A 14,345-nucleotide genomic window follows, 5' to 3' on the forward strand; every position below is an offset into this window, starting at 1 on the left:
CAATTATAAAAGCAGAACCTGCCGCTTTCCGTGCGCTCACCGCACGCTTTCATTGACGTTCGGTTCACGTTTTCTACGCTCAGAATGCCCGTCGCAGAAGGGCTTAAGCGTAGCGCTACCCCATAGCATTCACTGTTGTATCGCTTTTCATGAACCACCGCCCACTCATGGGCTTACTAAAACAACAAGAGGAAACGCGTATGTCAGGCAATCGAGGCGTCGTCTACCTGGGCGCTGGAAAAGTCGAAGTACAGAACATTCCCTTCCCCAAAATGGAAACGCCCCAGGGACGTCAAATCGACCACGGTGTGATCCTGCGAGTCGTCTCCACCAACATCTGTGGCTCCGACCAGCACATGGTGCGTGGCCGTACTACAGCTCCCGAGGGTCTCGTACTGGGCCATGAAATCACTGGAGAAGTCATCGAGGCGGGCAAAGGGGTGGAAAACCTCAAGGTAGGGGATCTGGTCTCCGTCCCCTTCAACGTAGCCTGTGGCCGCTGCCGTACCTGCAAAGAGCAACACACCGGCGTCTGCCTGTCGGTAAATCCCTCCCGCGCTGGCGGTGCCTATGGCTATGTCGACATGGGTGGATGGGTCGGTGGCCAGGCGGAATATGTCATGGTGCCCTATGCTGATTTCAACCTGCTCAAGCTGCCTGACCGGGATCGGGCCATGGAAAAGATCCGCGATCTGACCTGCCTCTCAGACATTCTGCCCACTGGCTACCACGGAGCCGTCACGGCGGGCGTCGGACCGGGTAGTACCGTTTATATCGCCGGTGCAGGCCCCGTTGGCCTAGCTGCCGCCGCGTCGGCTCGCCTGCTGGGGGCTGCCGTGGTCATCGTGGGCGACGTCAATCCGGTACGTCTGGCCCATGCCAAGGCGCAAGGGTTTGAAATTGCCGACTTGTCCCAAGACACGCCCCTACATGAACAAATTGCGGCACTTCTAGGCGAGCCGGAGGTGGATTGCGCCGTTGATGCGGTTGGTTTCGAAGCCCGCGGCCACGGCCACTCAGGGTCGCAGCACGAGGCGCCGGCCACAGTACTTAACTCACTGATGGGTGTTACACGTGTGGCTGGCAAGATCGGCATTCCCGGGCTCTACGTGACGGAAGATCCTGGTGCTGCCGACCAGGCGGCCAAGCAGGGTAGCCTGAGTATTCGCTTTGGACTGGGCTGGGCCAAGTCCCATAGCTTCCATACCGGGCAAACACCAGTCATGAAATACAACCGGCAGTTGATGCAAGCCATCATGTGGGATCGTATCAAGATTGCAGACATCGTAGGTGTCGAGGTAATTACTCTGGACGACGCACCCAAGGGCTACAGCGAATTTGATGCGGGCGTACCCAAGAAGTTTGTGATTGATCCGCACGCTTTGTTCCGCGCGGCATAACGCGGTTGGTGAGGCATAAGGACATGCCTTCTTGATCGATACGCTTTACCCAGGGCCTGGTCATACAGGTATGCTAGGGAGACGCTATCAACCAAGGAAAACGCCATGCCTTTTTTGATTGAAACCTGGGACAAGCCCAACACTACCCAGCTGCGCCAGGACAACCGTCCTGCCCATCTGGATTTCCTCCGTGAAAATGCCAGCAAGCTGCTCGCCTGTGGAGCCAAGCTTGACGACGAAGGGGCAAACGCCAGCGGAAGTGTCTACATCGTGGATGTCGAAACCCGCGAAGAAGCCGAGGCCTTTTTGGCACAGGATCCCTTCAGCCAGGTTGGCCTGCCAGAAAAGGTCAATATCGTGCGGTGGCGTAAAGCAGTCCTGGACGGTAAAGCATTCGTCTAACGCATAATGCTCATAGCGTATCTGTCACGGCATGCAGCTAAAATGCGGACCGTTGCAGATACGCCCGCCATTAAAACGGTCCCGTTTATCTATTTGTAATGAGTTTCACTCAAAAAAAATATATAAACCCGAACAATAAGGGTATTGATCTGTCCTTATCCTGCTTGAGTTCGCCGAAGTTTGATATCAATACGATATCGATATGTCGCTTAGTTTGACACTGGCAGATACAAAAGATAATTGAGCGACCTGGCGAGCTCTATTTCACAGGTTTTCAATGAAGAGACGCAATATTAATTGAAAACTACTGCATCCTTCCGAGCTTAAAAGCTGCACATTAGTCAGCATATGGCAGTTAGAAAGTGATTCAGTTCAAATACAAGCCAAGTATTGAGTGAATATAAAAATGGAGGGCTTTCTGTGGCCTATCCTCTCAGGTCAGTAGATTAACAGTGGTCGATATCCGAGCGATATCATATGTATTGATTTAAGGAAGGGCGCCTAATGAGCACTACCAAACCCGAAAAAGATTTAAGGATCGAAACGATCAGGGGGTTGGCGCTATTTTTAATGGTAGCCGGTCACGTTATTGGCAGTTCGGGTGATCAGGGAATGAAAGTCGCGGATGACTCATTCCTCCGTTATCTCTACGACTCGCTTGTTTACATTCGCATGCCGCTCTTCACGGCCATCTCCGGGTATGTATATGCCTTGAGACCCGTTACTTCCGCAAGCTCCCTGCCGCGTTTCTACCAGGGCAAGTTTCGCCGGATTCTGATCCCGATGATCGTTGTCTCAACGCTCTTCTTCATCTCGCAAGCGTTGGTGCCCAACACCAATACGAAGCCGGAATGGAGCGATGTGTTCGGTATCTATTTCTTCAGTTATGCCCATTTCTGGTTCCTGCAGTCCATCTTCTGCATCTTTGTCATGATTGCCTTGATGGAGAAGTTCAGCCTGCTGTCCTCTCTCAGAAATTACCTGATCATCATGTGTATCGCCCTGGTGGGCTCCTTGCACTACGAAGTATTCCCGGACTTCTTCTGCCTGTACAAGGCCATCCAATTGCTGCCCTTCTTCCTGTTGGGGCTGGGACTTTATCGCTTCTCCGACCAGTTGAATACCGCTTCAAAACAGCTAGTGATTGGCGTCGTGCTGGCGGCATTGGTTGTCATTGATCAGGCCTATCTGTGGAATCAACTCTCCATCAGTGATCGTGGAATGGATTACATAGGGACGGCTCTAGGGATTACGGCCATTTACATGATCATTACCCGCCGGGTCTATTTCAAACCGTTGGCGTGGCTGGGGTATTTCTCTTTTGAAATCTACCTATTCCATGTATTTGGAACGGCGGGCAGCCGTATCGTACTGAACAAACTGGCAATCCATGATGTATGGATTACCTTTACCGTTAGTATGATTCTGGGGCTTATCCTGCCAGTAGCCCTTAAGAAGGCAGTCGGTCGCTTTAGTCTGCTTAATCTAGCGTTCTTTGGTATACAGTCAAAGAAGAAGCCTGCAATGAAGTTGCAGGAAAAAGTCTCGCTTAGTTAAAGCATGTAATAAAAAAGCCCAACGCTAACGTTGGGCTTTTTTATGCCTGCCAAATAACTTCGTTGTAAAGATCCCTTCGCAGAGTGTCGCGTATTGACTTGGCCCGGTATCGGCTGAGTGCAGCAGACAGTTATTGCTTGTAAGTACATATGTAGCAGCTATGGCTATATCGCGGCATTAAAGGTTCAGCCAAGCTTGTCTTAGCATTAGGGAGTCTGCAGTAACAGTAAGGCGGTTCCGAAGGATTTATTAAGACATAAAAAAAGCCCTTCAAACGAAGGGCTTTTTGACCGTCCAGAAGGCTTCTTAGTTGAAGTTCTGTTTGGCGTTTGCGGTGGAGCTAAGCACGTTTGAAGAGCCCAGCAGCTGGCTGACGAAGCGGTTCCAGCGGGTGATTCCGGCAGGACCTACGAATACAACGTCTTGCGGCTGTAGTGCAAAGTGCTGTGCCAGAACGAAAGCGGTCGGCGAGGAAGCACTCAGGTGGAACACTTGAGCCTTCGCAGTCGGGGAAGAATTAAAATTCTCCGGACCACGGATTACATACACTTCATCCGCATCGGCAGTTTCCTGGTTCAGGCCGCCTGCCTGGCCGAGTGCGTCCATTAGCGTCAGGCTAGTGGTCTTGAAGTTGGCTGCCAGTGGGCTTACCACTTCACCCATCACGTAAACCTTGCGGTTATCGTTGTAGGGTAGGTGGATGCTATCGCCATCCTTGAGGTATACGCCGTACAGCTTGGAGTCCTTACGGTTCAGGGTATCGGCATCCAGGCGGTACTCCTTGCCGTCACGTACCAGGGTCAGGCCGCTCAGGTCAGCTGTCTGGGTGTCAACGCCTGCCTGGCCCAGTGCTTCAACCAAGGTCATCGGCACAGTTGTCAGCGGAATGGAGTCGCCCTTGGTAAAGGCACCTGACAAGGTGACTTTCTGACTGCCAAAGCGCAGGACGCTCACGTCGACCTGAGGATTGTCGATAAAGGTCGCCAGACGAGTCGAGATGACCTTACGGATCTCCTCAAGCGTCTTGCCTTCTGCTGTCAGGGTACCAACGTACGGATAGAAAATAGTACCGTCAGGACGTACCAGTCGACCGTTCGCCTCGATCTGCTGTTGGGCACCAGAAGGAGCGGTTAGCTCGGGGTGATCCCATACAGTGATATACAGCAGGTCCGCCTTGCCTACACGATAAGCCGCTGGATGATACTTAAGCAGTTCCTGCCAGTTCCCAGTGTCTGCAGTCGGGTTAACGGAGTCATGACTTTTCAAATAAGCCGATGTGATAGGAATCAGCTCAACCTTTGTCCCCTCAATGGAGCCGTTGGTCTTCAAATCGTCCCGGTGCAGGTATTGGCCTGGAGACCATACGCAGCCCTGCAGAAGCAGGGTGGAAAGTAGTGCAAGGGTAAAGGTACGTTTCATCTATTTTCTTCCTTGATCGCTGTAAAAAAGTTTTTAAAAACTTCGTATCGATCGATTTATAAGCGTCAGAACGTGTTTGGGCATAAGAAACTTTATGAATCATGTAGGCCTGTGGCGCGCCTGGCGCTGGATAATTCGTAACAGCTCCGTATCCAACCAAACCATACATATCAGCGCAGGCTGTGACAGAAGCTTAAAAAATTAGTTCACTTTTGCGGAAACACTCTTTTTAAAAGTAAATCGATCCAATTTTTGGATTTATCCTGACGTTATATGTCAATAAGCCACTAGCTGATTTTTCGTGACATAACTTCCAGAGCAATGAAGTCAACAGCCACCCTGATCGACCAGGCAATGGCAGCTCCCTGAAGAGAAAATAGGTGTATGCACACGACCAGCAAGCCTATATAAGGCAAAAGCTCAGCCAGGTGGATAAAAGCGGTGATCTTCGAATGGCCCTTCGCCTGGATTTTCGCAAAGGGAATCTGTGCCAGCGCGTTAAAGATGAAGCCAATCAGGAGAATACGCAGCACCTGCGCGCCTTCCTGACCATATTCCGGTCCCATCCATAAAGTCATGACCATGGGGGCGAGTATGAATAGAGGTAGCACCATGACTACACAGGCGGCGAGCAGGGCCCAGAACGCTCGATTGGCCTGAGCAGTCGCATCCGCCGAACGCTTGCTCAGAAGCGGGAAGATAACCCGAGCGACAGCATTGGGAATGATCAGCATGCGTGAGATGGCTTCAGAGGGCGCGGTGTAAAAGGAAACGCGCTGGGCTCCGACCATGTTGGACAGGATAAAACGATCAAAATACACCATGACAGGGCTGATGATATTGCTCACAGTCATCCAGCTGCCAAACGCGAAGAGTTCCTTGAAAACGCTCTTTTCAAATCGGTAAAAGCCCGGCGGAAATTCTCGCCAACATGGAATGAACGCCACGGCCATCGAAATAAGGCGGGCGATGACAAGCCCTATTGCCGTCGCGGTAAAAGACTCATCGACCAGCACGGCTACCAGGGGGGAAACAGCCAGAATGGAGTTGGTGATGGTGCGTAACAGGTTGAATTCTGCAAACCGTTCGTTTCCTTCCAGATAGGAAAACCAGATCATGGTAAGTAGAAAGGGCGGTATCGAAAGGCTTAGCCACTTGAAGCCAGCCACCGCAACGTCAACGTTTTCTGCCGAAACGTGTAGCAGGGAAACGAGTTCTCCTGCGCCCAGCCATAACAAGAGCACCGCGAGTGCGCTCAGACCGACCACAGCATAGGTAGCGGTCGCGATAACGGATTTATTCTTTTCGACATTGCCATGGTGCATGGCCACGGCTCGTATGACGGCGCGTGTAAGTCCCGCGTCAAAAATGGTGGCATAACCGACAATGGCAAACGCCAGTGTAAACAGGCCGAATTGCTCGATACCTAACTTACGAGAAAGAACACCCATGGTAGGGAGTGCGATAAGGCTTGGAATGACTACACCCAGAATATTCCAGGTGCTGTTTTTCAGCATTGTCATGGGGGCTCTTTTGCAGAAAGGCATGTCTGCCCTGGTCGGACAGACATGCAGGGGAGAGGGCTATCTAAAGCTGGGCTGCATCAGTGGGTGTTCTTCAACATACGAATCCAGCGCTGGGCTCTCCACGTTTCGGTGGTAGGCCTTGAGTGCCTGGATCACGAGCAGGAACGCAACCGTTGCCTGCATATATTCGAAGATACCCTGAAGCGGCCAGATCACCATATACGCCAGCAGGGCGGTAACGGTGAAGCTGGTATCCCTGTGTAAGCGCTTGGCGAAGTAGTAATAGCAGAACAGGGTCAGTGGGACGATCAGGAAGGCCAGGAAGCCGAATCTGAACAGCGTACCGAATATCCCAACGTCGGAAAGGAAGAAGTACTCGCCAAAGTGAGGGATAAAGCCATTGTTCCACATCAGGGACAAGGAGCCACTGGGTAACCAGTTATTCGCATGCAAATGGCCGAAGATATAACCGATGGTTTGTTCACGGACATTATCGGTTGGACCGTTTTCGAGCGATTCGGCATAGAAATCAAGATTGAGTCCCAGCTCTTTCAGCAGATCCGGGAACAGGTAGAGAGGAGAAACCAAAATACCCGATACCACGATCCAGATAACCGACTTGCTCTTCAGGCAAAGCAGCGTGAAGCAAAGGGACAGAAAGATCAGCTGGCGCGTTTGTGTTGCAAAGACCAGAGTCAGCAAAATGAAACAGGCGAACACAATATAAGGCGTCTTGGACCTGGGCGAGCCATCAATGGGCGATATCCCTTTGTTCCATACCTGAATGCAATAGAAATAAGCCAGGCACTGCGCCAGTGCACCGATTGAGGAGCGGTCTGGCCGGTCGAAGGACGCCACCTTGTCCCGCAGGTCCGGCAATACGGAGAACTTGAACATCCAGGCCAGAATGCACGCCATGAAACCTACAAACAGGAATGCCTTTTCAAATTGGGCAGCACTCATGTTCCGGGCGAGGTAAAGCATGACGGAAAAAGTAAAGCAATACAGTATGCGACGCTCTTCGATAATCCCGTATATCAATGGTTGCCCATAGTAAAGATTCGAGAAAATCGCTGGCAGCAGAATGAAGATAACCGACGAGTAGGCGCAATAAGTTAAAAGGATTTTCAAATCCTTTTGCTCTTTTCCCACGGACGCCAGTACATAGAAGGCTGTAAACGCCAGACAAATAACCAGATACAACTCGCTGACATACAAGATGCCAATCGGGTTATGGGGGGTTTCTTCGAAAATACCAAAATGTAATACGAAGACGAAAATTAATAATATGAAGTAGGCACCGCTTTTGCTTACTGCTCTCATATCGCTTCCCATCCAGCGTAACGTTGCATTCCATCCAGCATGGCTGTCTTCCCTGTCCTCAGACTGGCCAAAAAATGCAGTCGCAATCGATTAATTTACTTCTTCACTGCTTCGTCTTCCTGATCTTTCTTTGAGATAGATAGGAAGAATATGGGTGGCGTCATGAACATAGCGACGCACCAGACGCTGGGGCTCCGATAGCATTCTATGCAGCCACTCGATACGGGCTTTCTGCATCCAGACCGGCGCTCGCTTCAGGCTGCCGGTAGCAAACAGAATCGAGGCCCCGATGCAAAGGCCAACGCCTGTACGCTTGGTAGCATCGACCATGCTGGCCAACATTTCCTGCCGTGGCGCACCAACCGCGTAAAAAATGAGGTCCGAAGGGTTGGCATAGATGAAGTCGAGGCACTTCTGCACTTCGTCAGGCTTGTTGATAAAGCCCATCGGAGGGTTGTAGTGATTCAGCCGGATACGTGGATACAAAGCCTTGAGCTTTACCACGTCCTTTTCTTCCGAGCCAATCAGCGTAATGGACAAATCTTCCTGGTCGGCTTTCTTCAGAAGCGAGACCGTAAGGTCGCTGCCTGTGATCACTTCCTTGATCTCAACGCCCAAGGATTTGAGCAAGGGCGACAGGATACGGCTATCACAGACACGCTTGTCAGCGGTGCGATACGCCTTTTGCAGATTTTCGTTTTCCTGGAACTGGACAACGTGATCAATGTTCGGCGTAACGATATAGGTGTAAGGTTTTTTCAGGCTGGCTGAAATATGCTTCAGTAGCTCATCCTTGGTGCCCAGGAAAAAGTCGATACCGAATGCCTGGCTTACTACTCCATTAGACATGCATTGTTGCCCCTTTGAACGCGCCCTTGATACCAGACCAGGCCAGCTTTGGACTTTTGTATTCCTTCAATACGGTTATGCCGGACAGGAAAACCGCAGACATGAGTGCATACGGTGAGCCATAGAACTTCTTGTTGAAGCGAGTGGCTGCACGGTTACGGAAGTAGTAGTAAAACTCGGACTTTCCGCCTGAACTCATCGAACCATAGTGATAGAGCTGGCTATCCGGTGCGACATACAGTGCAATACCGTGCTTTTTCGCCTGGTGCTGCCAATCCACTTCTTCGGAGTACATGAAGTAGGATTCATCCATGTAGCCAACCTTATCCAGTATCTCGGCGTTGAAGGCCAGGCTGCAGCCCATGATGTAGTCCGGCTCACGGTTGAGCTGGCCGATCTCATCAATGGAAAGCCCTTTGCCGAGAAGCTTGGATTTGCCTAGCAGGGGATACATGATCCCGCCGCCATAGCATTCGATCTTTCCTGTTTGAGAACTCAGAATGACCGAACCGGCAATGGTGTTCTTGTCAGCGGTGATCTTATCCAGTAACGGTTTAAAGGCATCGTCTTTAACATAGGCGTCGTTGTTGAGAATCCAGAAGTTCTCAACCTTGAACTGTTCGCGTGCCCATTTCATTCCAAAATTGTTGCCACCGGCATAGCCGCTGTTAACAGGGCTAGCGATAACGGAAACCCGGTCTACGTTATGGGTTTCTTTCCATTGTTTCATCGTTTCGTAAGAGCCGTCCTTGGAGTCGTTATCTATAAGCACGACATGGTCGATTGTCTTACAAAAGCCAAGAATGCTTTCAGCGCAGGAAATGCTTTCTTGCGGAGCTTTGTAGTTCAGCACCATTGCAACGTTCATTTCGATATCCCTTTAGCCTAGAAAATCAATTTACTGATCTGAAACGGTCAAAAGCCTTGAAATAACGTAGGAGCTCAAAAGAGCTCCTACCTGTGGACTTTTATGCTTCATCGTTCAATTGAAGCTTTCTCATGCTATGCATGGTGCTTTTTAGTCCCATTCCATGTTTGCAAGCGCTGCTGCCTATAACAGGCTTCAGCTCTTGCTTGGTCTCTCATAGGCGTACTGATAGTTACCGTAAGAGGAATAGTTGGAAGCCTTGCGCTCTACAGCGTTCAGGATCACACCCTTGAGCGGTACACCATTGAGATCAAAGCGACGCTTGGTAGCCTCCAGCTCCTTGGCACTGTTCATGCCGAAGCGGGCGACGATCAGGCTGGTACCTACATGGGCGCCAATGATGGCGGCTTCGGTTACGGCCAGGATCGGCGGAGTATCGATGATCACGATGTCATACAGGTCGCCGAGCTGCTTCAGAACAGTGGTAAAGCGGTGGCTCATCAGCAGTTCGGAAGGGTTCGGCGGGAACTGGCCACAAGACATGAAATCAAGCATGTCGACTTCGGTCTTCTTGATGGCATCGTTGATTGCAATGCGATTGCTCAACAGGTCGGATAGACCGTCTTTCTGCTTCACATTGAAGATCTTGTGCATGTAGCCCTTGCGCATGTCCCCGTCGATCAGCAGAACGCGCTGACCCGACTCGGCAATAACGGCTGCCAGGTTGGACGAAACGAAGGACTTACCGACATCCGGGCTAGGGCCGGAGATCATCAGAATGTTGTTTTTAGCCTCGATCATCGCAAAGTGCAGGCTGGTCCGCAGGCTACGCAGCGCCTCGGTACTCAGGTCCGTAGGATGAGCGATGGACAGCAGCGCCGATTCGCCAATCTTGCGGGAGCCGCGGCCAAAAAGCTTTTCGGATTCGGATTGGTTGCGGCTGTACGGAATCGAAGCATAAACCGGTAGACCCAACTGCTCGATGGCTTCAGGTGTTTCAATACCGCGCTTGAGGGTATGGCGGGTATAGATAACGGCCAGGCCCAGCAGGCAGCCCAGAACCAGTGCAGCAACTACGATTAGCGGCTTGTTGGGGCTTGCAGGATCATCAATGTTCGCGTTTGCATTATCGATGATACGTACGCTGCCGACAGTACCAGCACGGATAACATCAAGCTCCTGCACCTTGTTCATCATCAGGGTGTAGGTCTGGCTGGTCACGTCAACGTCACGCTTGAGGCGTAGCAGCTCTTGTTGAGTAGAAGGCAGATTGCCTACGCGCTTCTCAAGCTTGTCCTTTTCAACTTCAAGCTGGCGCAGCTGGCCGAGTACGGCCTGGAATGCCGGGTGCTGAGTGGTGAACTTGCGGCTCATCTCAACACGCTTGAGGTTCAGCTCGGAAATCTGGCCATCCAGCGAAACGATCTGATCCAGAACACCCTTGGTCTCGCTGTCGATATCAACAGAGCGGCGGTTGGTCTGGTATTCGTTCAGCGCACGTTGCGCGTCCTCCAGCTCCTTCTTAACAGAGGGAATCTGGCTACGCAGGAACTCAAGGCTCTGAGTCGATTCTGCTGCGTTGCGGTCAATGTTCTGAGCAACGTACAGATCGATCACTTCCTGAACAATGCGTTGAGCACGCAGAGGATCGGAGTCCTGCAGGGCAACAGACAGAATGCCTGACTGCTTGCCACGCTCGCCTGCGCTGATGCGGCCCTGATATTCCTGAATTGTTCTGGACAGTCGCTTCTTCATGACTGTGAATTCAGTACCGGGACGTGCTTGCAGCTTGCTGACCTGGATGAAATAGCCATCCTGCTCGACAGGCTGGTTGACAGTACCGTGCAGCAGAATCTGATTGTTGGCATCGAAAACCGTGAAACTCTGGTTTTCTTCGACTTTCAGTGTCATGGGCTTGTCCTGGGCGCTGTCGGGTACGCGCAGCTCAGCGACTTCTACATCCTCACCGCCCCAGGCAAAGCTGTTCAGGCCCAGAACAGGGGAGGCAACTTCGTCTTCGCTTTCAGCTTTGAAATGACGAGCGACATAGCCACCAAAAATAGGGAAGTACTTGGGCGTTACGACAACATCCAGGTGCAGATTCTTGACCGCGTTGCCAATCACCAGACGGGATTTGAGCAACTCGATCTCAGTCACTGCCTCCGGAAGTGGCGGTGGCATGCCGGATGTTTGATCAGTCAGGCGTGTTACACCTTTCTTTTCTTCGATCTGCAGCATTGCATTGGATGCATACATGGGCGTAGCCAGCATGGCATAAGCAATACCGAGGAAAGTGAAGATACCGATAATGGAAAGAAGCTGCCATTTGTAATCAACGAGGATTCCAAACAGTGCTGAGAAATTAATATCGGTATCGTTCTTAACTTCAGTGGCCGTAAAACGAGGCATCGTGGTCATGAAATTCCTTCTTCCCCTTATCTAATGTATGGAAGCCAGCTATCTACGCATTTTGCTAAAAGTATATGTACTTCTTTGAACATTTCTTTTGAGAGGCGGTATGGATCGGGTACCTCACGGTTATTTACCCATTTACCAATCAGAAAAACTCTCCCTTTGATTTCTGGCGCCATACTTTCAACAGAACGAGAATGAAATTCTTCCATCGTCAAAATAAGGTCTGCCTTCCGAAGCATTTCTGCATCAACCTGGCGAGCTTTATGTGTCGATAGCTCAAGTCCGTTTTCTCTTAGTACCTCTTGAGCCGTACTATCCATAGGGCGGCCTACCAATGCACCAATACCCGCTGAACTGACTTCTATATTCCGCCCTTTCAGGCCTTCCCTTAGAAGCGTTTCGGCCATTGGACTTCTGCAAATATTTCCAACGCAAACCACTAAAACTGACTTAATCATGAAAACTCTTCCAGACGGGAAATCAGATGCTCTTGATGGCATTTACCAATCGTATCTGGAGCTCACCCTGACATGTCTTCCGCATCTGAACTCCTACTGGGATTCGATCAGGCAAGCTCTGACATCTCTACCTTAGAAAGTTCAGCTGTTGCCGGCCTGAATCACTTTTCGGTCGTCAGGTCCGGCAGCAGTTCTCAGTAAGCGTTCTTGTTGATGAAACCCTTGAAGAGGGTCAGGAAGATGATCTTGACGTCCCACCAGAAGGACCAGTGGTGGATGTAGTCCAGGTCGAACTCGATGCGCTTCTGCATCTTGTCCAGGGTATCCGTCTCACCACGCCAGCCGTTGACCTGGGCCCACCCTGTAATACCGGGCTTGACCTTGTGGCGCAGCATGTAGCCTTGAACCAGCTTGCGGTACTGTTCGTTGTGAGCAACCGCATGGGGTCGTGGGCCTACGATCGACATCTCACCACGCAGTACGTTAATGAACTGGGGAAGCTCATCGAGTGACGTGCGTCGTAGGAACGAGCCAAAGGGTGTGATGCGGCTATCGTTCTTGGTCGCCTGCGTCACCTTCTCGCCATTCTCCATGACCTTCATGCTACGGAATTTCCAGACTTCGATCGGCTTGCCATCCATGCCATAACGCTTCTGGCGGAAAAATACCGGGCCAGGAGAGGACAGCTTGATGCCAATGGCGATAACCAGCATGGGAATGGAAATGATCGACAGAATGATCAGGGATAGAACGATGTCCTCGATACGCTTGACGATCAGGCTGGCACCATCCATCGGCGTATCGAAGATACTGATGCTGGGCAAGCCATCGATGCTTTCGCTGCGGGCATGGAGCAGGTGGAACATGAAGACGTCAGGAATGATGTAGACCGAAGCGGTCGTATCGCTGAGTTCTTGCACTAGCCAGTTGATGTGCTCCTGATGCGCCATGCTCAGGGTGATGTAGACCTTGTCGATATAACCGGCGCGCGCATCGTCTACCAGCTGTTCCAGGTTGCCGCGAATCGAAAAACCGGGCTCGCTACGGTTGAGCTCGGGATGGTCTAGCGGATTCTCGACATAGAAACCGAGCAGTTGCAGGCCCATCCATGGCGCTCTGTCGATTGTATGGGCAAGACGCTGACCGATCTTGTCGGCACCTACGATGGCTACTCGGCGCGTATTGAAACCGGCTTTTCGCAGCGAGTGCATAACAGAGCGCAGCAGCACCCGATATCCGCACAGGCCAATCAATGAAAGAGCCAGCCATGCCTTCATGGTACTGCTGATTAAAAAGGATTCATTAAAGAAGAAATAATCAACCATGAAAACAGTTGAGAATGTTAATACCCAATAAGTTGATATTTTTATTAGTTCATTGGATATTCTTTCGCCACGCCATGAAAGATACATTTGATTCATTTCCGTCAGGAAATGAAATATCAAAAGAGCAAGGAATACTATTACCCAGTGCTCAGGTTTCATGGGGACGCCAGGAATCACGGAGCCAGCCAGATAAGCTGTTCCGGAAATTACCATTAAATCTAACAAGCGATGTGATAATGAGATCGCTGATGAATTCGAATGTAAAATACCACGTTCTTTAAAATTCATAGTTCCATCCTTGTGCATAAACGTATGCACGAACTTCAACAGGACCGAATAGTCATGGACAACGATCGATGAACATTCGTAGTCGATAACAACCGAACGTGTTTAGGATTCCATCGCGCTGACTCAGGGAATGCTTCAACGGTGACTATAGCCGTCGGTAGGACCGCCCGAAGATTCAAAGGTTCCTTGACTTTGAAGCCCTCGATAAGTGGTTACCGACTCATTCAAGGAGCAAAAGATGAAGACGTGGTTATAGTCGTTTTAAAAGGTGAATTGGATCACCTTTTAATGGTTAAAAGTGGGCGGATGTTCAAGTTTTATAGGTATGCCAACACCGATAAGCGGTGCTCATAGGGATAAAAGGTCACTGTGAATCTGTTACAAATTCTGGAAATTCTTTTTGAAACCTGTTCGTTAGACCTTGAGTGACAGTTGTTGTCTTTGCGGCTTGAAAGATCATTGGATTCCTTCAAGTGCTTCAAATGGAGCGTGCTCGATATACCGCTCCGCGTATC

11 protein-coding genes are annotated in these 14,345 nt (G+C 50.7%); 3 read left to right on the plus strand and 8 right to left on the minus strand.

Annotated features, from left to right (window positions below; translation table 11 throughout):
* Positions 1–200: 200 nt before the first annotated feature.
* From fdhA to QWJ10_RS17135, 3 genes are all read left to right on the plus strand, one after another.
* Complete coding sequence (fdhA, locus tag QWJ10_RS17125; RefSeq protein ID WP_289928322.1) at positions 201–1,400, plus strand: formaldehyde dehydrogenase, glutathione-independent; 1,200 nt, start codon at positions 201–203, stop codon at positions 1,398–1,400.
* A 105-nt stretch (positions 1,401–1,505) separates the two neighbouring features.
* Positions 1,506–1,802, plus strand: a complete 297-nt coding sequence (locus QWJ10_RS17130; RefSeq protein ID WP_019367267.1) for a YciI family protein — start codon at positions 1,506–1,508, stop codon at positions 1,800–1,802.
* A 504-nt stretch (positions 1,803–2,306) separates the two neighbouring features.
* Positions 2,307–3,359 carry an acyltransferase gene (locus tag QWJ10_RS17135; protein WP_010796169.1) on the plus strand — a complete coding sequence of 351 codons (1,053 nt, stop codon included), beginning with the start codon at positions 2,307–2,309 and terminating at the stop codon, positions 3,357–3,359.
* A 306-nt stretch (positions 3,360–3,665) separates the two neighbouring features.
* On the opposite strand, the gene QWJ10_RS17140 is transcribed toward QWJ10_RS17135, so the two are convergent.
* The 8 genes from QWJ10_RS17140 to QWJ10_RS17175 form a co-directional block, all read right to left on the minus strand.
* Positions 3,666–4,778 (minus strand): polysaccharide biosynthesis/export family protein, encoded by a 1,113-nt coding sequence (locus QWJ10_RS17140; protein ID WP_019367269.1) that lies wholly within the window; start codon positions 4,776–4,778, stop codon positions 3,666–3,668.
* A 287-nt stretch (positions 4,779–5,065) separates the two neighbouring features.
* The gene (locus tag QWJ10_RS17145; RefSeq protein ID WP_122041355.1) at positions 5,066–6,301 is read right to left on the minus strand and encodes a flippase; all 1,236 of its coding nucleotides are present in this window, start codon (positions 6,299–6,301) and stop codon (positions 5,066–5,068) included.
* 60 nt (positions 6,302–6,361) lie between these two features.
* Positions 6,362–7,627: a hypothetical protein gene (locus QWJ10_RS17150; protein ID WP_289928330.1), complete on the minus strand. Its 1,266-nt coding sequence runs from the start codon at positions 7,625–7,627 to the stop codon at positions 6,362–6,364.
* Between the two features lie 90 nt (positions 7,628–7,717).
* Entirely contained in the window at positions 7,718–8,476 is a 759-nt protein-coding gene (locus QWJ10_RS17155) for a WecB/TagA/CpsF family glycosyltransferase (RefSeq protein ID WP_010796165.1), read from the minus strand.
* The gene (locus tag QWJ10_RS17160) at positions 8,469–9,344 is read right to left on the minus strand and encodes a glycosyltransferase family 2 protein (protein WP_289928332.1); all 876 of its coding nucleotides are present in this window, start codon (positions 9,342–9,344) and stop codon (positions 8,469–8,471) included. The genes QWJ10_RS17155 and QWJ10_RS17160 overlap by 8 nt, the downstream gene beginning before the upstream one ends.
* 195 nt (positions 9,345–9,539) lie before the next feature.
* Positions 9,540–11,762, minus strand: coding sequence for a polysaccharide biosynthesis tyrosine autokinase (locus QWJ10_RS17165; protein WP_289928335.1), 2,223 nt, complete (start codon positions 11,760–11,762; stop codon positions 9,540–9,542).
* Between the two features lie 17 nt (positions 11,763–11,779).
* Positions 11,780–12,217, minus strand: a complete 438-nt coding sequence (locus QWJ10_RS17170) for a low molecular weight protein-tyrosine-phosphatase (RefSeq protein ID WP_019367274.1) — start codon at positions 12,215–12,217, stop codon at positions 11,780–11,782.
* Between the two features lie 194 nt (positions 12,218–12,411).
* On the minus strand, positions 12,412–13,830 hold the full coding sequence (locus QWJ10_RS17175; protein WP_010796161.1) for an undecaprenyl-phosphate glucose phosphotransferase: 1,419 nt from the start codon (positions 13,828–13,830) through the stop codon (positions 12,412–12,414).
* Positions 13,831–14,345: the final 515 nt, after the last annotated feature.

Origin of the sequence: Pseudomonas sp. WAC2 (assembly GCF_030403525.1) — a bacterium.
Taxonomy (GTDB): Bacteria; Pseudomonadota; Gammaproteobacteria; order Pseudomonadales; family Pseudomonadaceae; genus Chryseomonas; species Chryseomonas luteola.